The sequence below is a fragment of the Xenorhabdus budapestensis genome (assembly GCF_017743015.1).
Lineage (GTDB): Bacteria > Pseudomonadota > Gammaproteobacteria > Enterobacterales > Enterobacteriaceae > Xenorhabdus > Xenorhabdus budapestensis.
On record NZ_CP072455.1, the window covers coordinates 2,342,356 to 2,363,567 of the forward strand.

The window sequence follows — 21,212 nt, forward strand, 5'->3', positions numbered from 1 at the left end:
TAATAAGTTAATAAATACTTTAAATTTGTGCGCTGGCACAAAGAAATGATAAAGAGAAGGTAGTGTTTTGGGGATAGCTTGCAAACACAAAACCATGAATATATTGTGGTTTTTTGCACATAAAATCAGTGACGGTAGCCCATTTTTTATTGTGCAGATCAGAAGAAACGGAGGATATAGTTTTATGATGATATTAATAATTACATATCGCACATGATAAAGAAAATATACTGATTAATAATTTCAGCAACAAACATAATGACTGTACCCGACAGAATAGGACAACCTGTACGGATGCGTGTTCTGTATCGCCCTTTCCATAATGTGTATGCCCAGATCGCCATAGCAATAATGTATAAACACCATGTTATCATTCTGAAACCGAATACACTTTTGAAATTAAGTTCAGGTTGATGGGGAAAAATGGTGTTTTTTCCTTCATTTCCCAATGCTGTCTCTACTAACCACCCCATGTATGCTGGTTGTTCAATCAATCGCATTGTCACACTGATAAAAACAATAATCAGTGCTGACATAATAAGTTTGGTAGGAATTTTTTCTCGCATCAGTTTTCTGCCCGACTGACTAATAAATGACAAAGCCAGTGCTGGCCCCAACGTAAATACTGCGCCATAGAACAAAAAATAAGTGTTAATATTTGTCCAGGTGATCATGGTACTATCCAAATAAATACTGACCATATAGTGAATATCAGTTAAGCCAATAATACCGATCCCCGCCATAACATATACATGTCCCCGCTTGGTGACCAAAACAAAAAGTGTATATAAACTCAATGCACCAAAGTAGATGGCAGCAAATGTTGTTTCTATATTTATCCACTCCCGCTGATGTATTATGTTATGTAATTGTAATAAACGATATACACTGAATGGATATTCCATAATATCCAAAGAAGATAGCAACCCTATGCCAGACAGTATACTACTGATTACTAGGGCTATGCGGACAGGTACAGCCGTTGATTGTTGCCCTGCGTTTGTTTTCTGATTAAAACAATAAACATAAAGTGCACTCATCAGTACCAGGCCAATAGAACTTTGCACTATCATTGTAAATGCAATTAACAGCCATTCACTCATGCTAATCCATCCATTTATCTGTAAACCCACCTTTATCGTCAATACACTACCGTCAACCCAACATTATATTATTAATATAATTTTAGTTTTATTGGTGTGTTATATTGAGTGTGCAGAATTTTACGCAAGTTAAGCCTTAATCACAGCAAAATTTCATTTTTTTCTTCGTCAATAGATTAACAAAAAAATCAGGCTCTTATCAGAGCCACCTAAATATGTTAAATTGACGAACATCAATCATTTCTAACGAGCACTTCCTATGGTTCCAGAAAAACGCATTATTAGGCGGATTCAATCAGGTGGTTGTGTAATCCACTGTCAGGATTGCAGCATTAACCAACTATGCATTCCTTTCACCTTAAACGAACATGAACTCGATCAGCTTGATAATATCATTGAGCGTAAAAAACCTATCCAAAAAGGGCAAACCCTTTTTAAAGCGGGTGACACATTAAAATCGCTTTATGCTATCCGTTCTGGAACCATCAAAAGCTATACAATCACTGAAGAAGGTGATGAGCAAATCACGGGGTTCCATCTTGCTGGGGATTTAGTCGGATTTGATGCCATAATCAACACAGAGCACCCTAGTTTTGCTCAGGCATTGGAAACTTCAATGGTATGCGAAATTCCATTTGAAACATTAGATGATCTTTCCGGAAAAATGCCAAATCTCCGCCAGCAGATGATGCGTTTAATGAGTGGTGAAATTAAAGGTGATCAGGAGATGATCCTCTTATTATCCAAAAAGAATGCAGAAGAAAGGCTGGCGGCATTTGTTTATAATTTGTCCCGCCGTTTTGCACAACGTGGTTTTTCCCCCCGTGAATTCCGTCTGACTATGACACGTGGTGATATCGGTAATTATCTCGGTTTGACAGTTGAAACTATCAGCCGTCTGCTTGGACGTTTTCAGAAAAATGGCATTTTAAGTGTTAAAGGAAAGTATATCACTGTAGAAAACATAGAGAAATTAACTGAACTAGCAGGTAAAGCTCACCTAAATGTGATATAAAGTTATCTCAAAATTTAAGCCAGATCACTATATTTTGCTGATCTGGTACTCTCCTACCCTGTTATAGTTGTCTATATTAGTTTATCTTTCTGTCCGAAAGGCACATCCAGCCTCTGCGAGGTATTAATATGGCAAACTACCAAAACCTCTTAGTTGCAATTGATCCGAATCAGGATGATCAGCCAGCATTAAGACGTGCGGTATATATCGTGCAACGTAATGGTGGCCGGATTAAGGCTTTCTTGCCCATTTATGATCTCTCATATGATATGACCACGTTACTTTCTCCCGAAGAAAGAAAAGCTATGCGTAAAGGTGTTATTAGTCAACGGGTTGCTTGGATAAAACAACAAGCGCATTACTACCTTGAATCAGGAATTGATATTGAAATCAAGGTAGTTTGGCATAATCGTTTTTATGAAGCGATCATTCAGGAAGTTATTTCTGGAGAGCATGATTTGCTATTGAAGATGGCACATCAGCATTCTCTATTAGAGTCTATAATTTTTACACCGCTAGACTGGCATTTATTGCGTAAATGCCCTTGTCCTGTCTGGATGGTAAAAGACCAGATATGGCCAGAAAAAGGATCAGCCGTTGTTGCGGTGAATTTATCAAACAAAGAATCCTATCATAATGAACTCAACCTGAAATTAGTTCGTGAAACACAAGAACTTGCTAACAGAATTGTAAAAGAACCTCTTATCCATCTTGTCAGTGCCTACCCCGCTGCTCCTTTAAACATTGCAACAGACCTGCCTGATTTTGATCCCAATGTATATAATCGGGCATTACGTGGTCAACATTTAGTCGCAATGAAAGAACTACGACAGAAATTTTGTATTAGCGAAGAACAAACACATGTTCAGGAAGGTTTGCCGGAAAAAGTCATTCCTGAAATTTGCGAGGAGATTAATGCTGGTGTGGTTGTTTTAGGCATTCTTGGACGTACAGGTTTATCTGCTGCATTTCTTGGTAATACTGCAGAATATGTTATAGACCGGTTAAAATGCGATCTACTGGCAATTAAACCTGATGGTTTCGTTTGTCCGATTGATGTGGATGAATAATAATCAATAATGATTCGAGAGTTTGCCCGAAATAGGATTTATTCAAATATCGGGCAAACTATGATTACTAAATCAAAAATTCAAATTCCTGGCCGCATTTCTCAGGCGTTCATCTCCACGCCGATCATACTTTTGAGTTGTCGTAATACTTGAGTGTCCCATTGCATCTTTAACAGTCACAATATCTTCGCCATTATCCAACATAGCTGAGGCAAAGGTTCTACGTAGATCGTGAGGGGCAAATTTTTCTATTCCGCTTTCAATCCTGCGAGTTTCCAATATATGATAAATAGCCTGATCGGAAAGGCGGTTTTCTGTTACATCATCATGCCGTCGGATACGAGTAAATAATGGCCCGGCATGATCTCCCCGAACTTCATCAACCCAACGATTCAATCGTCTCCATGTTCCTTCCGGCATATATGACAAACGTTCTTTGTTTCCTTTCCCCATTACTCTTAATGCTTGTTCACGATAAATGATGTGTTTCAGATCTAGTAAGACAATTTCTGAACGGCGCAGACCGCAACCTACCAGAATGCCGATAATGGCTGCATCGCGTAAACCTTTTGTACTGAGATCGTTTTCACAGATATAAAATAAGGTCTTAATTTCATAACGCTCAAGCGCCCGCCCTTTGGGTAAGCGATTTCCTCTGACAGAACGTACTTGCTTAATATGTTGAAAATTATCTGTGTCAAGTTGTTTCATTGTCCAGGCTTCTAATGCAACTCCTTTCAATGCAGAAAGATAAGTATTAATCGTTGCAGGTGCTTTGCCTGAATCAGAGAGCATCTCCATAATGGCCTGAATATGATGGCGCCGTAGATTACTCCATAAACAATCCCGCACATTTTGGTAACCCAACATTTTTGCCACAATATTAAGAAATGACTGCATAGTTTGGCGACTTCGTTTTGACCCAAGACTGACAAGATATGCAATGGCAGGATTGTCATATATCTGATGACCAGATGCAGACAATGACATAACCATTCCCTGCTTTTGATAGCCGTTGGAATTTTGTTGCTCACCAGAAAGCACAATCAGTGAGTTTTTCTCCCCTTTATTTTTATCGTTCTTATCATCTTTATGGCGCATAACTGCCCCCTGACTCCAATGTCTGTTGATCGCGCTACGTAAAAATTGGGACTTATGACTCACACTATCTTATTGTTCAAATCTTACTTTTTCAAATGTATATTTTAATAAGTAAAGGAATTATGACAAAAATAATTCACCTTAATTTTGTTGTGAACGGACAATAAAAATAGTCGAAAATGCGTTTGCCAGAATCAAATATTTTCGTTCAATAACAATAATATAATATAAATTTGCACGAAATTTCGCCAGCACGTTGGCACTGGCGTTTGTCATTATCTGGTTACCAATATGGGTTGAGTAAATGATGAATACAAAACGTCAATAGGCCCTGGTTGCAGGTCAAAAAAATTCTGTTACTGTAAAGTAAGGAAGAAACAGGGGAACGAGATATATGCCATCAAATAATTGCACTCCTCGGCATGATTTGCATAACAAAATCGGATTGCTCTATACACTCCTTTCAGTTAGCGCCATAGCAGGTGCCTCACTCAGTGCTTCTGTAAATTCCGCATGGATTTGGCTCCATTATCTGACTAAGCCCACCGCTACAGCACTATTAGTGTTTTGGATTCTGTTGATCCGCGCACCTATCTCAATGCATTATCGCAACGCCATTGCTTTTGGGCTTGCATTTGCCGTAGGGGGTGATTTTTTTTTGATGTTACCGCAAGACTATTTTTTGGCCGGACTATTTTGCTTCCTGCTCACACATTGCGCTTACATTTATGCTCTATGTTGCGACAGTATTTATATTCCTGATATTAAAAACCACTATTTCAGTTTAAAATTTATAATTATTCGTACGGTTTTCATTATATTTGCAGTCTTTATCATATTTGTAGTAATCGCATTATTAATAGTCATCGGGCTGTGGAATAATCTACCTGACAGCATGAAAATTCCGGTTGCCATCTATGCTACGATTTTGGCTCTCATGGCTGGGTTAGCGGTTAATAGAGCAATTATTTATCCATTTAAAAGCCCGACGCTTCCAGCACAACATGCAGCAAATACTGCCGCTCTTGGAAGTATCTTTTTTGCTATCAGCGATAGCATGCTTGCTTATGGACGTTTTTACTTTGAAACTCCGTTAAGTCCGCTCTTGGTACTCGGCACTTATTATATAGCTCAATGGTGTTTTGCCAGCTCTGTGCGGAGGAGTGATCAATGACAGAATTAATCAACACCAAATTTGACGCACTGCGCCAAGCATGGGAACAGAATCGACCTGATGAATACCAACGTCGGGATGATCTGTTGTGCTTACGAGCAAATTTTAAAGCCAGCCTGAATGAAATGGCGGAAGCAGTTTCCTACGATTTCGGTCATCGCTCTAGCCACGAGAGCATACTGGCAGAAGCAATAACTGTGTTGAAGGAAATTGATCTTTGTCTGCGGTATCTTAAAAAATGGATAAAACCACAAAGACGCAAGGCTGGATGGCAGTTGTGGCCGGCAACGGCTGAAATACGCTATGTACCGCTTGGAGTTGTTGGCATCATGGCGCCGTGGAACTATCCGGTTAATTTGACTCTCACACCATTAATAGCAGCTCTTGCCGCAGGTAATCATGTATTTATCAAACCTTCAGAACATACGCCGCATACCAATGCCTATTTAGAAAAACTTCTAAGCAAAATTTTTCCTGAAAACCGTGTCAGTATTGCACAAGGCGGAGCAGATTTTGCGGCCGCTTTTTCTGCCTTACCCTTTGATCACCTGTTTTTCACTGGCTCCAGGGCGATCGGTAAAAAAGTAATGGCCGCTGCCGCACAAAACCTCACTCCCGTTACGCTGGAACTTGGCGGCAAGTCTCCAGCACTGATTGCCCCCGATGCCGATCTGAAAAAAGCGGCTGCCCGTATTATAACCGGAAAGCTTTTCAATTCTGGACAAACCTGCATAGCACCCGATTACGTATTATTGCCGGAAAGCGTAATTGAGTCGTTTATTGCAGAGGTTAAGGAACAGATTTCGCAACGCTATCCCCAACCAAACAACTTTCCAGACTATACAAGCATTATCAATAACAACCAATATCAACGTCTTATTAAATTACTTGAAGATGCAACCATACGTGGTCATCAGATCATTCCGCTTATGCCTCTTATTGATCCGAGACAAGCGCTTAAGCAACGTGTTCTCGTTCCTACGCTAGTTCTAAACCCTGATGACAACAGTGCCATCATGCAGGAAGAAATTTTCGGGCCACTGATACCGATTAAAACCTACCGCTCTTATGATGAAGCAATCCATTATATTGCAAGCCGTGATCGCCCATTGGCCTTTTATTGTTTCAGTAAAAATAACAAGCAAATTGAGGCCGCTTTGTTGCACATCGTCGCAGGTAGCATTTGCATCAATGACACGCTGTATCAATTTGCATGTACAAGCTTACCCTTTGGTGGCGTAGGTTCGAGCGGTATGGGGCAATATCACGGCTATGAAGGCTTTAAAACCTTTTCCAAAGCCATGCCTATTTTGCGCAAATACAATCTGGCACTGACAGATCAGCTACGTCCTCCCTATGGTAAGCGTGTTAATATGATTATCCGCTTTCTCACACGATAAAAAATCATTAAAACATGTTATCAGGTAATTACAGAATAATATTTTCCCTGCACTCATCACTCATGGTTGCAAGAATACAAAAACATTTTAACTCACTTTTCTAATGTTATTATCTGCCCAAGTATTGTTCGCAAAATAAGTACATTTATGGATGTATTTAATTCAATCTATTTAGAAACGATTATTATTAAATTCAAGGCATTGAAAAAACATACTGCCGTTTTTGGATCTTTATATAATTTAAAAAAATTAATAGGAACTATGAATAATAACGTAAGCAGACCGGACAGTGATCAAGTCGTCATTGGTGTTGATGTCGGTACAGGCAGTGCCCGTGCCGGTATTTTTGATATGAATGGGAAAATGCTGGCATCAGCCAAACACGATATAACACTTTATCGTGATAGTGCTAATTATCGTGATAGTAAAAATAGTGCTAATTTTGTTGAGCAATCCAGTCGTGAAATCTGGGATGCGGTCTGCTATTGCGTCAGAGAGGCGATGTCGCGCTCTGAAAGCACACCGCAACAAGTTGCCGGTATCGGTTTTGATGCCACCTGCTCATTGGTTGTGTTAGATAAAGATATGGAACCGATTTCTGTCAGCCTGAGTGAAGATCCGAACCGCAATATCATTGTCTGGATGGATCACCGGGCGACAGCACAGGCAGAACGCATCAACGCATTAAGTCATTCAGTGCTTAACTATGTCGGCGGTAAAATTTCCCCCGAAATGGAAACACCGAAAATTCTCTGGCTGAAAGAAAATCGCCGCAAAACCTTTGATGACACATGGCAATTCTTTGATCTGGCCGATTTTCTGACCTGGAAATCCACCGGATCTCTTTCCCGCTCTACCTGTACCGTGACCTGTAAATGGACCTATCTTGCGCACGAAAAACGTTGGGAGGCGGATTACTTCCGGCAAATCGGTCTGTCTGAACTTGCAGATGAAAACTTTACCCGTATCGGACAGAGCATTGTCGAACCGGGAACACCTTGTGGTCAGGGGCTGACAGAAGACGCCGCACAACGGATGGGCTTACTGGCAGGTACACCAGTCGCCGCTGGTATGATTGATGCTCACGCAGGTGGTATCGGTACTGTTGGTGTCAACGGTGATGCGACCCGTAACATGGCTTATGTGTTCGGCACCTCTTCCTGCACGATGACGACAACTCAGGAACCGATATTTATACCCGGTGTCTGGGGCCCCTACTTCTCTGCGATGATCCCCGGTATGTGGCTGAATGAAGGTGGGCAAAGCACAGCGGGAGCGGCAATCGACCAACTGTTGTCTTTGCACCCTGCCGCACTGGAAGCCAAAGCAATGGCAAAAGAGAAAGGCATATCTCTGCCGATTTTTTTAGCTGATATGGCTATGAGAAAAACGCAATCTGCCTCCCAGGCTGTCGAACTGGCAGAAGGTATTCATGTCGTTCCTGAGTTTCTGGGGAACCGTGCTCCTTTTGCCGATCCTCACGCTCGAGCGGTCATTGCCGGATTGGGTATGGAAAACAGTCTCAATAATCTGCTTTCTCTTTATATCGCCGGTGTGTGCGGTATCGGTTACGGGCTACGACAAATTATCGAGGCACAGGCGAAATCAGGGGCAATAATTGAAAATATTGTCATCAGTGGAGGAGCAGGTCAGCATCCTTTCGTCCGCCAGTTACTTGCAGATACCTGCGGTGTAACGGTGGTTGCGACTCAAGCCAGTGAACCTGTTCTGCTCGGTTCCGCCATTCTGGGGTCGGTGGCCGGTGGCATTTTTGCGAGTGTCAGACAGGCAATGGCGCACTTTTCTGCCATTGACCGCACATACCAGCCAAATGAGATCTATCGCGAACGCCATAACATCCGTTTTACATCATTTCAATGCCTCCAGCAGTGTGCCAGAGAGCTTAAAGGCTAAGTCCATAGCTTCGACTAAAAATATTTTTCTAGCTGTATTTGTACTTCGTTTTTATCGTAACTGTATTGCCAGCTTATATTGCTACGATTGTGCAAGTGGCGGAAAGTGACAGAAGGTGTCATCCCCAAGATTTTGCTGGCAGGAAATTTAAAGGAAGCGGTATAGATCTGTTCATTATCTTGACGTTTGGCACCCAGTAATGCGCTGTAGGCGCCAAAACGTTGCGTTTTCAATGTAGCAAACAGCGAGCTATCAATGCCGGAATAAAGTGGCCCGGCTATCCCCGCAGTAACCCCCCATTGTTGATAACGAGCTGCTGATTGTTGATTGTTTCGATAGCTCCAGCCAGTGCCGCCAAACAGAATAAAATCGTTGCCGATGGCATGGGAGAGATTGAAATAAGATGAGGAAAGTTTGATCAGAGATAGCCCATTGCCATTCTATTTTGGCAGCGACAGCATGGTATTCGGTAATCCCGGCTTGTTGTTGATATTCAAACAAGGGGGCAAAAGATAAGTCATGATTCCTGCTTTTAAAGTTGTAGCCACTGACCAACAAAAACGTGTTTTCGTTTCCGTTATGGTAATGAGGATAGACCTCACCATCAATCATTCCGCGACCAAAAATGCCGTGGTGACCAACAAGCTGGTAGCGCCGGCTTAATATAACATGATAAGCACTGCCCCATTCCTTAATCGCTTTTGGTATCTCCCGTTCAATTTTACACTCGCCTTTTGAGACAAGCAGGCAGTCCGGTTTCATATTTGGAGACATATTTATATTATCGTTATAGATATAACTGAGTGAAAACGAACTGCGCCAGCGATTTCTTTGGGTTATTGCTTTTATATAATCATCTATGTTCTTCAAAACGGTTGCGGGTAATTGATGCTGTTTACTTAATTCATCCATTATCTGTTTGGCTTCCCGGTTTTTGTGATCCTCAAAATAGACACGGGCTAATTCCAATTTGATACGGGTGAAATTCGGTTTTTGATACAGGATCTTTTGATAGAGGGAAGCTGCGAGAGTTAAATTCCCCTCATGACGTGCCAGCCCACCTTGGGCAAAATTGACCAACATAACATCATGCCCCGGCAATTTTTGGTAAACCGATAAAAAGCGTCTTACATCTGACCATTGCTGATAATTAATGGCAAGGTACAGCGCTTGACCGATATCCTTAAGATTGTTTTCAATCTTAAATTCTTGCCCATGAATCTTTGTCGGTTTACCAAAAACAATCGACGAAATGTTACCCTTTGGCGAAATCGCATTTGATATATCATTGGCGTAGCCTGTTGAAAAAAGGAGTGATGTCAGTAGTGACACGAGTAATATTATCGCTGAAACATTATTAGAGGATTTCTATCTACCATCAGAACAAATGTTGATTGCTGTCCGCGCGGATGGACGACTCAATTACATTCTTAATCAATTGAACCCATCACCCAATAGAGAAGGAACAGAGGATAATATGACACAGCATAAAGAAAAATTTGATGGTTTGGCTAAAGGTTATGATCGCTACCGTCCTCGTTACCCGCAGGCACTTTTCCGGGAAATTTGTCACTGGCTGCCCAAAGACAGGACACTGTCTTACGTTTATCCGGCCAACATTCTGTCCGAGCATTAAACGATTGCAAAGTGGCAAATCCCGCATAGTTATTGACGACACTGTAGGCCCCTTGTTGGAAGGGAAAAGACCACATAGCAGTGATAGGTAGTTTTAGTAATTTAGTTATCATCACGCCTAAAACCCCTTGATGGGCAACTATTAGTTGATTTTTCCGGGCAGTATTAGAACAAGAAATAGCAGCAGGCAGCTCCTCAGTATATTTCTCTACCCGCGCTGAAAAATGCCGGAATGGCTCTCCCCCGGTTGGACAACCATTTTGCCAATCCGCCAACCAATGTAACCAAGCCTGTGGCTCTTCGTTAGCAATATCTGTGTGATGACGCAGTTCCCATGCGCCAAAATCCAACTCATTGAGACAGTGGTCACTTTGTATGGTTAATTTAAATATATTTGATTGCGCAATGATTTGGGCTGTTTGTTGTGCCCTTTGCATTTCACTACAGTGGATAGATTGAAAAGTGATGTTTTTCAGTGCATCAGCGACTTGCTGTCCCTGCTGTATCCCAATTTCAGTTAAAGGTAAATCGGTTTTGCCACAAAAGACACCATCAATATTGGCTTGTGTCTGCCCATGTCGAACAAGAAACAATCGCATCTGATTATTCTCTCCTTGTTGGTTTTGTCTTTTGCCGTCAACGTTTATTACTTTCAACATCATGGCATGACTTCACTGGATTTGTGTCCATACATTAACTGGTAAATCCGCGCGATATCCAGATGCTCGCGCATACTGGCAGCCAATATATTAAATTGTTTTTCTTTGTGCTGGAGGTAATTAAAAGCCATATTTTCTAGTGGAGCGAAACCTTTTCTTATCCGCAGTTGATTTAATAACGGGCGGGTAAACGTGTTTTGATCAAATAAACCATGCAGGTAACTTCCCATTACCAAGCCATCTTGTGCAACAGCTCCGTCAAACCACGTTTTTTCTTCACCATTGTGTAAATGCATTTTGGCGAAAGGCATTGCCTGCTTACCAAGCCGGGTAGTTCCCATATGGATCTCATAGCCCACAATAGGTTGTTCGCTGCATAATTTCAGCATACCTGATAACACAGGTGACACGACTCCCCTGACCTGTGCGGTCTGTTTTTCGCTACTAAATTCTGTTTCAGTATCCAATAAACCTAAACCTGCCATTTGGGTTAAGCCGGATTCCACTCCATCCACAATCTGCTTACCCAACATTTGATAGCCACCACAGATCCCGATAATCGGCACATTTTTCTGCTGGGCTGTGATAATTTCCTGCTCAAAGCCCTGAGTTTTCAACCATGCCAAATCTCCTAACGTATTCTTGCTACCGGGCAGAATAATAAGATCGGCGCCCTGAAGTTCAGAAGGCTCGGAGACATAACGCAAATGCACATCCGGTTGAGCCGCCAGTGCATTGAAATCGGTGAAATTAGCAATATGAGGGTATTGGATGACAACAATATCCAGACAATCTGCTGTTTTTCGCTTCTGTTGGTCATATTTACCCACCTGCAAAGCGACGCTGTCTTCATCTTCCAGATCAAGATCCAGCCACGGCAATACTCCCAATATTGGTACTTGTGTTAAGGCTTCAATCTGCTCAATTCCTGATTGCAACAAAGATATATCACCGCGAAATTTATTAATGATGACACCCTTGATGCGGGCTTTTTCCTCGGGTTTAAGTAAAGCTAATGTGCCGTAGATGGATGCGAATACTCCGCCACGATCAATATCCGCCACCAAAATGACCGGGGCATCCACTAATTCGGCCATGCCCATATTGACGATATCGCGATCACGCAGATTGATCTCTGCCGGACTGCCCGCCCCTTCTAATACTATGATATCCGTTTCTGCTGCTAACCCGTTATATGCCATCAAAATCTGCTGAAGCAATTGGGGTTTATGCTCGTGATATTCCACCGCGTTCATGCTGCACATGACTTTCCCCATAAAAATCACCTGAGCCTTGCGATCGCTAGTGGGTTTCAGCAATACAGGATTCATACGCACATCCGGCGCAATTCCGGCTGCTTCCGCCTGAAATATCTGTGCTCGTCCCATCTCTTTGCCATCTGCGGTAATCCCGGAATTAAGCGCCATATTCTGAGATTTAAAGGGAGTGCAACGATAACCATCCTGTGAAAATATCCGGCAAAATCCTGCTACCAGCACACTTTTGCCTACATCCGACGCCGTGCCCTGAACCATCAGCGATAATGTCATTCTATTTTCTCCCTTATGCTAAGTGACTTGTTTCGCAATAATTTGTTTCGCAATAATAGAAAAAAGTTCCTGCTCTGTCTTACACAGAGGCAATCCGCCTTCAGTGTGGGGCGTTATTCCACTTTTCACCCTATGTTTCTTTCACTCTATGTTCCTAACCTCTAATATCTTCAATTCATGTTCTTGATTCATATAATTCATGCGTATCATTCATAAATGAAATTCACCCTGATATAACTTAAGTTCCAATGCCACACTCATTTGCTGATAACGACTCATCACCCGCGCAAACAACATGCTGATCAACATTGCCAATGATCGGTAACCTGTTCGCAAAGAGCGATAACCGAACCGCAGTGATTGCGCATGATGAATCGCTACCGCTTCCTCTAAAAAGATAAAAATAAAGCGCCACACAGTGCCAATAAGACTTTCCGGTTGCTCTCCTCTTGTACAATTTGACGTAACCTTACCAGCCCTGCCGCCAGAAAAGGCAAAAAACCCTCCATGACATGCATAGCGAAAACTTCTTGCGGTGCCATCACCAAAAACAGTGCGATAATTGCCAGTTTTTATTAATCAAAATCGTTGAAAAATAAGACAATTCCTGCCTGCATTCTTTTTCACTGAGAGACAATGTGGTGAGATCGCGCCAACATTGCTCAGTCGGTAAAGTGGCGTCAGCCATCATCAGTGCATGTTCTAAGAGATTGTGACGTTGTAACAGATTACGGATCAGGGGAAAACGCGAATAGACTTTCATCAAGACAAGACAGTCGTGATTGAGCAATGCTTGCTCCAGAACTGCTTCAGAAGCGGTACAGGAAATAACAGCTAATGTTTGATCTTCCATTGCCAGCGGCATCATACTGGCAGCGGCAATGGCAGAAAATGAACTGATCCCTGGTACTATTTCCAGCCATGAAGGTGCCGTCCATGCAGGAGAGATCATCTGTTCCGATACCAGCCGCTGCAAAAGAAATACCCATGTACTAAACAGCATCGGATCGCCCAAAGTGATAAAACCGACTTTCCTGCCATTCGCCACTTCCTCTTTTAAAGCCTGTGCAACTTCATCCCACACCGCTTTTTTTGCCGCCATGTCTGCTTTCATTAAAAAGTGATAAGTGAAAACTTCGGTTTTCGGCGAAAGGTATTCTGCAATAATGGAGTGAGCAAGGCTTTTGGCTCCTTTCTTTCCCGTTGGGGTATAAACCACATCAAGTTCAGAAAGAATACGTACTGCCCGTACAGTAACCAGGTCACTGGCACCCGGGCCAACGCCCATAACATACAGTTTTCCTGCGGTTGCTTGTTTATCCTTTGCTTGTTCGTTCATATGGCTTTCTCCTGATCACTCAGCGCGTCAGTAAGGTGATCGACAAACATCTGCCGAATCATCGGGTTTTCTCCCAATCCCTGTAACCAGGGAACAGCGATTATTCCGGCTTTCTCCAACTGTGATTTCCAGGAGTCTTCTTCATCTGAAGCCATATCATTGATGGCATGATCGCCTGCCACCAGCATCAATGGCATCAGATAAACTTTACGGATTTTCTGCTCTTTTAATCCTTTTATGACCAAAGGAAGTTCGGGATAGCTTTCAACCGCGCCTACCCGCGCCGGAAAATGGTAATGGTTCATCAGGTGATCAAGACAGGCGTAGGCAGAAAAAGCATGGTGCGCTGTACCGTGTCCCATAAAGACGACACATTCATTCGCTGCCAGCAAAGGGAGCTGATGGCGCAGTGCCTGCATCAATTGCAAGTAGTCATCAAAATGGCTGAGTAACGGTGTACCTAACACCAAGCGCTTAAAACGAGGGCGAAATTTTTCAACTTCACGCAGCACTTTTTCATACTCATCGCCATTAATGATATGCAGGCATTGAACAGCAACATCGTTATAACCTGCGTGATGCAATCTGGTCAGCGCATCATGGGGAGTATCAATATAAATGCTATCGCGCTGGCGCAATTTTCGAATGATCATGCCAGAGGTAAATGCCCGCAATAGATCCCTGTCTGGAAACACTGATGCCAGCTGTTGCTCACAGGCTTCAATATTGTTTTTCAACGTTTCGGGATAACTGGTTCCGAAACTAATCACCAATAATGCCTTTTTCATTTCGCTTTTCCTTATTGGTCTATTTACATGGGAAAATTCGCCAATAATTGCCCCATTTCTTCCAATCCATTGGCCTGCGTGATCCCTTCACCTTCAAATTGCTGCTTTGGACGACAGAGCACAATACAGGGCAACCCGAGAGAAAGACATGGCTCCACTTTCTCCAGGAAACCACCCTGATCACCAGACTCCTTAGTTATCACAACCTCCGCCTGACAAAATTGGTAAAATGACCGATTAAAATCAGCACTGAATGGGCCTTTCAGAGCAAAGATCTGATCAACCGACAAACCACAAGATTCACACATGGCTAAAACGTCTGCTGTCGGTAACACTCTGGCCAGCACCGTTTTTCCTTTCAAGTGAGACAAATAATCAACCAATTGTTTACTGCCCGTTGTCAGCAAAATACGCGTTCCCAAATTGACCGCTACTTCACATGCCTGCTCAATAGTTGCCACTTTGTAGATGAGAGGATGTTCAACAGCATCAATATCGCTAGGGCGGATATAACGAATAAGAGGAATCCCCAACTTTTGGCAGGCGCTGACAATGTTTTGACTTAATTGCTCGGCGTAAGGATGAGACGCATCAATGACCATTTTTATCCCGCGCTGTTGCAGATACTCAGCCATAGCCTCGGTTTCCATCCTGCCGGTAACAATTTCACCATGAATCCCCATCGCCTGCTGTGCCCCGGCGGGTGTAGCCACCGACAGGCAATAATCTATGCCGACAGTATCCATCATCACGCAAATCTGGCGGGCATCGCTTGTGCCGCCAAAAATTTGCATCAGTGGCCGTTTCATAACTTGTATCCTCTCGGCGTGATCATCAGCCCATCACGTATATAAGTTGACTGATTACCCACTATCACCAGACTGCGCATATCAACACGGGAAAAATCCATTGAACCAAAAGTTGTCAGCCATTTATCTTCATGTTTGCGTCCCGCTGCTTTTACCACACCCACGGGGGTTTCCGCCGATTTCCACGGAGCCATCAAAGAAAATGCCCGTGCCAGATGTTCTTCCCGTCCGCGGCTGCGAGGATTATAAAAACAGACCACAAAATCAGCTTCTGCCGCCGCCCTTACCCGTTTCTCAATCAATTCCCACGGTGTCAGCAAATCGCTCAGGCTGATATGACAAAAATCATGCATCAGCGGCGCACCAAGCAAAGCAGCGCAAGCGGTACTTGCCGTCACTCCTGCTACCAGCCTGACTTCGACATTGCGCTTTTGCTGGCTGACCAACTCCAGAATCAAACCCGCCATGCCATAAATACCCGCATCACCGCTACAAACCACCGCCACGTTTTTGCCCTGTTCGGCCAGCTCAATGGCTGTCTGACAGCGTTCAATCTCTTTGCACATGCCAGTTTTGATAATTTCTTTATCACCTACCAGTGGCTTCACCAAATGGGTGTAGGTTTTGTAACCGACCACGATATCAGCCGCTTTCAATGCAGCAATTGCTTCCTGCGTCATCATGGCTTCGCTGCCGGGACCAATTCCAATGACAGTTAACATAGATGCAATACTCCTAATGTGATGGTGACGCCCTGCTCACGCAGGGTATGGCCAACCAGATGACCCTGGCTCATTAACCAGGCCACAGGTTGGGAGACACAGCCTATGCCCACCGTTTTGCGGACAAACTCAGAAACCGGGAATGTTTGTTCACACTCGGCAAGCTGATTAACAGAAAAGGTTTGGAATGGAATTTGACGCTCTTGTGTCAATTGGATGAGCGCAGGTTCGTTTTTTTTCAGTTCGATACTGCCGACGGCTTTTAACGCCAAAGGGTCAAGGTTATGTTCCAGCAGATGGCGTTCCAATAATTTTGTGAGCCGTTCAGCTTCAACTCCCCGTCGACAACCGATTCCTGCAACGATACGACGAGGGATTAATTTAAAAGTAGGGATTGCCAGCGCCAGTTTTGTCCGTTCATAACTGACGTATACCAGAGCGTCCAGTTCAGGCCGATCCTCCAGAGCGTCAACCGGAATGAACCCGCGTGTGTCATAGCGTTTTTTTTCATCGCACAAATTGGGATGCCACCAAATTCCTACCCGTTTGCCATTGACCAGCATTTGATTAACGGTTTTGACGTTGGCACGGAAATTCTCCATTTTTCCATCAATTTGTTGTGATAACAGATCCAGTGCCGCGACCTGATTAACATCTGTTGCAGTGGTAATCACCGCCTGACCATCAAGAATATCTGCAATCTGTTGTGCCAGTTTATTCGCGCCTCCCATATGTCCCGATAATAAACTGATGGCAAACTGCCCTTTTTCATCCAACACAATAACGGCCGGATCAGTCATTTTATCCTTGAGTAAGGGAGCGATAACCCGAATGGTGATCCCCGTCGCACCAATCATGATCAACGCGTCATATTGAGTGAAAACTTTATGTACCGTATTGGCAAAACCGCCTTCAAACGCGATGAATCTGCTATCTGCATTCACCAGTTCAGGGGAAGTGAAACAATCCATTACTAAATGAGATTGCAGACGATGAGCTAACGCGACACCACCTTCTGTCAGGCAAAACAAGGCATATTCTTTGTCAGGTGACATAGAGTTAAGTGGTATTGTCATTTTGTCAGACGCTACGGTATTCATGGCTGAACCTCGCATCGTACAGTTTCGAATAGTGATACTCTTCCCCAAGAAAAGCCCCTACCAAAATCAAGGCCGTTTTACGAATATCGGCGCTATGTACCTGTTCAGCTATCGTCTCCAATGTCCCCCGCACAATCTGACAGTCTGGCCAGGTTGCTTTGTAAACCACGGCAACCGGGGTTTCCTGCCCATATCCCCCCTGAATCAATCGCGCAACAACCTTTGTAATGTTCTGTACCGAAAGGAAGATCGCCATTGAGGTCTGATGAGCGGCAAAGGATTCCAGCGTTTCCCGTGGCGGCATCGGGGTTCTGCCTTCCATCCGGGTGATAATCAAACTTTGTGCGACTTCGGGCACGGTATATTCCACTCCCAATTGCGCGGCAGCGCCAAGAAATGAACTCACGCCGGGCACAGAGACAAAACCAATAGCGTGATTTGCCAGTTCTTCAGACTGTTCACGGATGGAACCAAACAGCGATAAATCTCCCGTTTGCAGGCGAACTACCAATTTGCCCGCTTTCACACCATTCACCATTAACGCCGTGATTTCCGATAACGTCAGTTTCGCGCTGTCATGGCATTCGGCATCTGCACTGCAATACTCCAGTAATTCCCAATTAATCAGCGAACCGGCATAAATCACTATCTGAGCCTGACGTAGTAATTGATAGCCTTTCAGCGTAATCAGACTTTTATCTCCCGGCCCTGCACCAACAAACCAGACTTTATCGGTATCAAAACTGACGCTATTCATATGTTCAGGCATCGTCCTGCTCCTCTTGCCAATCCCCTTCTTGCGCAAAATCTTTCTGACAGGACAACAAATAAGTGGGATTGTTGGGTTTGAAATAATGTCCTTGCCCTAACGCCGTCAGTTCTCCCACCTGAATTTCACGCCCATCCAGCGCTGTCACCTGACAAGATTTCAGATGCGACAATGCTTGTGTGAAGTTTTCCAATAGGATAAAAGTCATTACCAAACGTCCACCGGAATTCAGGTGCAATAACGCCCAATCAATGATTTCAGTCAGATGTCCTCCCGTTCCGCCAATGAAGATAGCATCCGCAACGTTGTCCAATGGCACGGGGGCAACTCCAGACTGGATGCGGATCTTATGGCAGCCAAAATGCTGAATATTTTCAGCAAGGAGTGACAGGGCATCTTCTTTGCGTTCAATAGCGAGGATATCCAATGCGGGATAGCGCAATGCCGCTTCAATACTGACGCTGCCAGTACCCGCACCAACATCAATAAAACGGCAGGCTTTTTCCAGCTCCAGTCGTTCTAACGCCAGCACTCTAACGACTTCTTTGGTCATTGGGATACGATGACCGCGCAAAAACAGTTCATCTTTCATCAGGATCACCATTCAGAATCACCACGACATTCAGGCCATAATTAATGTTGCCGCGTTGTACAACTTCTTCTGCGGCCAGACAAATAATTTGCTCATGTTCATGGGATAAATTTTTACCAATCACCATGCGACGTTGCTGTCCTCGCGCCAGAATTTCTTGTGCAATCTGGTAGGGACCAATAATGTCATCCGTTACCATGGCGATTTTTTCGTGTTGAAGCAGCCAGTCAAAGTCCGGTTTGCGCCCGTGGCTACTGGTGAGGTAAATGTCGTTCATATCTAACAAAATTCGGGCGCACAAATATTGGATCGAGCTGATACCAGAAATAATGCGGATATTTTGTCTGCCCGCATTTTGCTCGCCGGTATGTAGTCCAGAAATATGTAGCCCAGAGAAATGTTCGGTAATTCGCTTGCCAATGCCATAAAACAGCGGATCGCCCGAAGCCAGTACAACAATTTGCCGATGCTGATTCCGTTCAAGCCACTGCATTAATCCATCCACATCAGCATTTACACGACGTGTTTCCCCATTAAAATAAGGAAATTCATCAAGATGGCGTTTTCCTCCGACCAAGATTTCTGCCTGACTGATAGCATCTAACGCAGCCAACGTTTGGTTTGCAGTGGCACCCGGGCCAATGCCCACAACAGTAATCATCGGCAACCCTCCATAAAATCTTTCACTATCTCTTCCACGGGCCGATTACAGCCCAACACCTGGTTATCAAAGGAGAACAGAATGGCGTCGCACTGCGGTTTGCCTTTGGCGAAACGCAACATTTGGTCGATACGCCCGCAGATTTTCCGGGCAATTTGTTGATGCACAGCCTGCCAGCCCTGCTCTGCAATCAACTCAATCGCAGCTTCGGTGGTATCACATTGATCCACTGCCTGAATCAGTTCAAAAGGGGCTCCCATCAAGGCCAGATTAGCGATCAGCGTTTCCATGCGGCCGTCAGCAATATGGCTGTGAGTATGAAAAATACCGGCGGCGATTTTCACCAACTTGCCGACATGCCCTACCAACATGACATGGCGAAACTCCAAACGTACCGCTTCTTGCAGCATATAACCGACAAAATTGCTCATCGTGACGACATAATTGGCATCAATGCCCAACTGCTGGCTGACAAAACGTTCACCGTGATTTCCCGGCACGAAAATAATGCGATCCAGCCCACTGGCACGTTTGGTCTCTAATTCCAGCGCCAGAGAACGTTTCCAGCTCTCTTCCGACATCGGCATCACAATGCCGGTTGTGCCGATAATCGAAATTCCGCCCTTAATACCTAATCTGTCGTTATAAGTTTGTTTTGCCCGTTCCTCACCCTCAGGGGCAAAGATGACAATATCCGCCCCACGGTTCGGCCCGATCGCCTCCCGCACCCCCTCTTCAATGGTATGGCGTGGAGTTTTATTGATAGCCGCCCAACCAATGGGCAAACCCACGCCTACCCGCGTAACCCTGCCAATGCCTTCACCACCATCCAGCGTGATCACACCACTGTCATTCAGGGAAACACGGGCAAAAATCAACATACCGTGGGTTGCATCCACATCATCGCCACCATCTTTGCGGATAGCGGCAACCGCCTGCTGCCCTTCAATCAAAGGCTGCTCGACATTTAAGGCCAATGTGACACCAGAAGGCGTGACAATCGAAATCTGATGAATAATCTGCTGACGCAAAATCATTAACGCAGCAACTCGTGCGGCGGCTGTAGCACAAGATCCCGTGGTGTAGCCCTTGCGATACTGTTTTCCTCTGTGCCAAATCGTTCCGAGGTTATCGACGGGTTTATCATCGTTCGATTTATCGCTGACTTCATTCATGCCTTACCTCCGGCATCCGGTACAGAATGGCGTTGATAATAGCGGCGGCAATATTGCTGCCTCCCTTGCGACCTTTTGCAGCAAGGCAATTTAATCTGCTATTGATAAGGGCATTTTTTGATTCCTCTGCGCCAACAAACCCAACGGGCACACCAACAACGGCAATTGGGGTAACTTGATGTTCCATCAAACGAAACAGTGCAGTCGGGGCGTTGCCAAAGACAAAAATCTTCTCCCCCGGTTCTTGCAGGGCCAGATCGACTGCCGCCATTGAACGGGTAATTTGCTGTTCTTTGGCCATTTGAATGGTACGGGGATCACTGACATAACAACGGCATTCACTACCGTACTGAGCCAGCCGGGCTTTATTGATGCCAGACAGCGCCATTGTCGTATCGGTATATAGCGTACAACCACGCAATATACCGTCGCGAATAAGGCACAAAACATCGGGAGAAAAATAGAGAATATCAAGCCAGTCAAAATCAGCGGTGGTATGGATTACTCGTTTAATCACAGCTTCTTGATCTGCATCGACAAAGTGATAATCAGGACGCGACTCGACAATAAGCCGGCTGATGATGTCAAAGCTATTTCGTTCAATCTGTTGGGGTTGTCGGATGTAATTATTCATGT

General features: G+C 44.2%; 21 protein-coding genes and 3 pseudogenes. 6 read left to right on the top strand and 18 right to left on the bottom strand.

Annotation, left to right across the window (positions count from 1 at the left end):
* Nucleotides 1-200: 200 nt before the first annotated feature.
* Nucleotides 201-1,103: a dimethyl sulfoxide reductase anchor subunit family protein gene (locus HGO23_RS10290; RefSeq protein ID WP_209026561.1), complete on the bottom strand. Its 903-nt coding sequence runs from the start codon at nt 1,101-1,103 to the stop codon at nt 201-203.
* A gap of 259 nt (nt 1,104-1,362) precedes the next feature.
* Between HGO23_RS10290 and HGO23_RS10295 the strand changes: the two genes are divergently transcribed.
* Both HGO23_RS10295 and uspE read left to right on the top strand, forming a co-directional pair.
* Nucleotides 1,363-2,118 carry a fumarate/nitrate reduction transcriptional regulator Fnr gene (locus HGO23_RS10295; RefSeq protein ID WP_099136591.1) on the top strand — a complete coding sequence of 252 codons (756 nt, stop codon included), beginning with the start codon at nt 1,363-1,365 and terminating at the stop codon, nt 2,116-2,118.
* A gap of 128 nt (nt 2,119-2,246) precedes the next feature.
* Nucleotides 2,247-3,188, top strand: coding sequence for a universal stress protein UspE (gene uspE / locus HGO23_RS10300; RefSeq protein WP_099136590.1), 942 nt, complete (start codon nt 2,247-2,249; stop codon nt 3,186-3,188).
* Nucleotides 3,189-3,260: 72 nt separating this feature from the next.
* Here the strand turns inward: uspE and HGO23_RS10305 are convergent, their stop codons facing one another.
* A complete protein-coding gene (locus tag HGO23_RS10305; RefSeq protein ID WP_416778706.1) occupies nt 3,261-4,178 on the bottom strand; it encodes a tyrosine-type recombinase/integrase in 918 nt (305 codons plus the stop codon).
* A gap of 280 nt (nt 4,179-4,458) precedes the next feature.
* On the opposite strand from HGO23_RS10305, the pseudogene HGO23_RS10310 reads away from it, so the two are divergent.
* The 4 genes and pseudogenes from HGO23_RS10310 to HGO23_RS10325 form a co-directional block, all read left to right on the top strand.
* Nucleotides 4,459-4,593, top strand: a pseudogene (locus HGO23_RS10310) (IS5/IS1182 family transposase); the annotation flags it as partial.
* Between the two features lie 90 nt (nt 4,594-4,683).
* The gene (locus HGO23_RS10315) at nt 4,684-5,463 is read left to right on the top strand and encodes a lysoplasmalogenase (protein WP_209026562.1); all 780 of its coding nucleotides are present in this window, start codon (nt 4,684-4,686) and stop codon (nt 5,461-5,463) included.
* On the top strand, nt 5,460-6,863 hold the full coding sequence (locus HGO23_RS10320; RefSeq protein WP_209026563.1) for a coniferyl aldehyde dehydrogenase: 1,404 nt from the start codon (nt 5,460-5,462) through the stop codon (nt 6,861-6,863). The genes HGO23_RS10315 and HGO23_RS10320 overlap by 4 nt, the downstream gene beginning before the upstream one ends.
* Before the next feature lie 261 nt (nt 6,864-7,124).
* A complete protein-coding gene (locus tag HGO23_RS10325) occupies nt 7,125-8,777 on the top strand; it encodes an FGGY-family carbohydrate kinase (protein WP_209026564.1) in 1,653 nt (550 codons plus the stop codon).
* A gap of 14 nt (nt 8,778-8,791) precedes the next feature.
* Here the strand turns inward: HGO23_RS10325 and HGO23_RS19930 are convergent, their stop codons facing one another.
* The 16 genes and pseudogenes from HGO23_RS19930 to HGO23_RS10400 form a co-directional block, all read right to left on the bottom strand.
* Entirely contained in the window at nt 8,792-9,142 is a 351-nt protein-coding gene (locus HGO23_RS19930) for a surface lipoprotein assembly modifier (RefSeq protein WP_342355502.1), read from the bottom strand.
* Complete coding sequence (locus HGO23_RS19935) at nt 9,030-10,109, bottom strand: surface lipoprotein assembly modifier (protein ID WP_280529516.1); 1,080 nt, start codon at nt 10,107-10,109, stop codon at nt 9,030-9,032. Before HGO23_RS19935 ends, HGO23_RS19930 begins: the two co-directional genes overlap by 113 nt.
* 179 nt (nt 10,110-10,288) lie before the next feature.
* Complete coding sequence (locus tag HGO23_RS10335; protein ID WP_425330493.1) at nt 10,289-11,074, bottom strand: adenosylcobalamin/alpha-ribazole phosphatase; 786 nt, start codon at nt 11,072-11,074, stop codon at nt 10,289-10,291.
* Nucleotides 11,071-12,621 (bottom strand): cobyric acid synthase, encoded by a 1,551-nt coding sequence (locus tag HGO23_RS10340; protein ID WP_099136586.1) that lies wholly within the window; start codon nt 12,619-12,621, stop codon nt 11,071-11,073. Before HGO23_RS10340 ends, HGO23_RS10335 begins: the two co-directional genes overlap by 4 nt.
* A gap of 210 nt (nt 12,622-12,831) precedes the next feature.
* Nucleotides 12,832-13,035: pseudogene (locus HGO23_RS10345) on the bottom strand (CbiQ family ECF transporter T component); the annotation flags it as partial.
* Nucleotides 13,029-13,163, bottom strand: a pseudogene (locus HGO23_RS10350) (cobalamin biosynthesis protein CbiM); the annotation flags it as partial. The pseudogenes HGO23_RS10350 and HGO23_RS10345, both read right to left, overlap by 7 nt.
* Nucleotides 13,163-13,960: a cobalt-factor II C(20)-methyltransferase gene (locus tag HGO23_RS10355; RefSeq protein ID WP_209026565.1), complete on the bottom strand. Its 798-nt coding sequence runs from the start codon at nt 13,958-13,960 to the stop codon at nt 13,163-13,165. The gene HGO23_RS10355 and the pseudogene HGO23_RS10350, both read right to left, overlap by 1 nt.
* Nucleotides 13,957-14,748: a sirohydrochlorin cobaltochelatase gene (gene cbiK, locus HGO23_RS10360; protein ID WP_099136584.1), complete on the bottom strand. Its 792-nt coding sequence runs from the start codon at nt 14,746-14,748 to the stop codon at nt 13,957-13,959. The genes HGO23_RS10355 and cbiK overlap by 4 nt, the downstream gene beginning before the upstream one ends.
* Nucleotides 14,749-14,771: 23 nt before the next feature.
* Nucleotides 14,772-15,557: a cobalt-precorrin-6A reductase gene (locus HGO23_RS10365; RefSeq protein ID WP_209026566.1), complete on the bottom strand. Its 786-nt coding sequence runs from the start codon at nt 15,555-15,557 to the stop codon at nt 14,772-14,774.
* Nucleotides 15,554-16,279, bottom strand: coding sequence for a precorrin-3B C(17)-methyltransferase (locus tag HGO23_RS10370; RefSeq protein ID WP_047683756.1), 726 nt, complete (start codon nt 16,277-16,279; stop codon nt 15,554-15,556). The genes HGO23_RS10365 and HGO23_RS10370 overlap by 4 nt, the downstream gene beginning before the upstream one ends.
* The gene (gene cbiG / locus HGO23_RS10375) at nt 16,273-17,379 is read right to left on the bottom strand and encodes a cobalt-precorrin 5A hydrolase (protein WP_209026567.1); all 1,107 of its coding nucleotides are present in this window, start codon (nt 17,377-17,379) and stop codon (nt 16,273-16,275) included. The genes HGO23_RS10370 and cbiG overlap by 7 nt, the downstream gene beginning before the upstream one ends.
* Nucleotides 17,360-18,148 carry a cobalt-precorrin-4 methyltransferase gene (locus HGO23_RS10380; protein ID WP_209026568.1) on the bottom strand — a complete coding sequence of 263 codons (789 nt, stop codon included), beginning with the start codon at nt 18,146-18,148 and terminating at the stop codon, nt 17,360-17,362. Before HGO23_RS10380 ends, cbiG begins: the two co-directional genes overlap by 20 nt.
* The gene (locus tag HGO23_RS10385; RefSeq protein ID WP_209026569.1) at nt 18,141-18,740 is read right to left on the bottom strand and encodes a decarboxylating cobalt-precorrin-6B (C(15))-methyltransferase; all 600 of its coding nucleotides are present in this window, start codon (nt 18,738-18,740) and stop codon (nt 18,141-18,143) included. Before HGO23_RS10385 ends, HGO23_RS10380 begins: the two co-directional genes overlap by 8 nt.
* On the bottom strand, nt 18,730-19,401 hold the full coding sequence (locus HGO23_RS10390) for a cobalt-precorrin-7 (C(5))-methyltransferase (protein ID WP_209026570.1): 672 nt from the start codon (nt 19,399-19,401) through the stop codon (nt 18,730-18,732). Before HGO23_RS10390 ends, HGO23_RS10385 begins: the two co-directional genes overlap by 11 nt.
* The gene (gene cbiD / locus HGO23_RS10395; protein ID WP_099136579.1) at nt 19,398-20,576 is read right to left on the bottom strand and encodes a cobalt-precorrin-5B (C(1))-methyltransferase CbiD; all 1,179 of its coding nucleotides are present in this window, start codon (nt 20,574-20,576) and stop codon (nt 19,398-19,400) included. Before cbiD ends, HGO23_RS10390 begins: the two co-directional genes overlap by 4 nt.
* Nucleotides 20,569-21,210: a cobalt-precorrin-8 methylmutase gene (locus HGO23_RS10400; protein ID WP_209026571.1), complete on the bottom strand. Its 642-nt coding sequence runs from the start codon at nt 21,208-21,210 to the stop codon at nt 20,569-20,571. Before HGO23_RS10400 ends, cbiD begins: the two co-directional genes overlap by 8 nt.
* Between the last annotated feature and the right edge of the window lie 2 nt (nt 21,211-21,212).

Bases quoted from the DNA above. Each gene is read 5' to 3' on its own strand.
- HGO23_RS10290 (WP_209026561.1), bottom strand. From the start codon at position 1,103: ATGAGTGAATGGCTGTTAATTGCATTTACAATGATAGTGCAAAGTTCT.
- HGO23_RS10295 (WP_099136591.1), top strand. From the start codon at position 1,363: ATGGTTCCAGAAAAACGCATTATTAGGCGGATTCAATCAGGTGGTTGT.
- uspE (WP_099136590.1), top strand. From the start codon at position 2,247: ATGGCAAACTACCAAAACCTCTTAGTTGCAATTGATCCGAATCAGGAT.
- HGO23_RS10305 (WP_416778706.1), bottom strand. From the start codon at position 4,178: ATGTCATTGTCTGCATCTGGTCATCAGATATATGACAATCCTGCCATT.
- HGO23_RS10315 (WP_209026562.1), top strand. From the start codon at position 4,684: ATGCCATCAAATAATTGCACTCCTCGGCATGATTTGCATAACAAAATC.
- HGO23_RS10320 (WP_209026563.1), top strand. From the start codon at position 5,460: ATGACAGAATTAATCAACACCAAATTTGACGCACTGCGCCAAGCATGG.
- HGO23_RS10325 (WP_209026564.1), top strand. From the start codon at position 7,125: ATGAATAATAACGTAAGCAGACCGGACAGTGATCAAGTCGTCATTGGT.
- HGO23_RS10335 (WP_425330493.1), bottom strand. From the start codon at position 11,074: ATGATGTTGAAAGTAATAAACGTTGACGGCAAAAGACAAAACCAACAA.
- HGO23_RS10340 (WP_099136586.1), bottom strand. From the start codon at position 12,621: ATGACATTATCGCTGATGGTTCAGGGCACGGCGTCGGATGTAGGCAAA.
- HGO23_RS10355 (WP_209026565.1), bottom strand. From the start codon at position 13,960: ATGAACGAACAAGCAAAGGATAAACAAGCAACCGCAGGAAAACTGTAT.
- cbiK (WP_099136584.1), bottom strand. From the start codon at position 14,748: ATGAAAAAGGCATTATTGGTGATTAGTTTCGGAACCAGTTATCCCGAA.
- HGO23_RS10365 (WP_209026566.1), bottom strand. From the start codon at position 15,557: ATGAAACGGCCACTGATGCAAATTTTTGGCGGCACAAGCGATGCCCGC.
- HGO23_RS10370 (WP_047683756.1), bottom strand. From the start codon at position 16,279: ATGTTAACTGTCATTGGAATTGGTCCCGGCAGCGAAGCCATGATGACG.
- cbiG (WP_209026567.1), bottom strand. From the start codon at position 17,379: ATGAATACCGTAGCGTCTGACAAAATGACAATACCACTTAACTCTATG.
- HGO23_RS10380 (WP_209026568.1), bottom strand. From the start codon at position 18,148: ATGCCTGAACATATGAATAGCGTCAGTTTTGATACCGATAAAGTCTGG.
- HGO23_RS10385 (WP_209026569.1), bottom strand. From the start codon at position 18,740: ATGAAAGATGAACTGTTTTTGCGCGGTCATCGTATCCCAATGACCAAA.
- HGO23_RS10390 (WP_209026570.1), bottom strand. From the start codon at position 19,401: ATGATTACTGTTGTGGGCATTGGCCCGGGTGCCACTGCAAACCAAACG.
- cbiD (WP_099136579.1), bottom strand. From the start codon at position 20,576: ATGAATGAAGTCAGCGATAAATCGAACGATGATAAACCCGTCGATAAC.
- HGO23_RS10400 (WP_209026571.1), bottom strand. From the start codon at position 21,210: ATGAATAATTACATCCGACAACCCCAACAGATTGAACGAAATAGCTTT.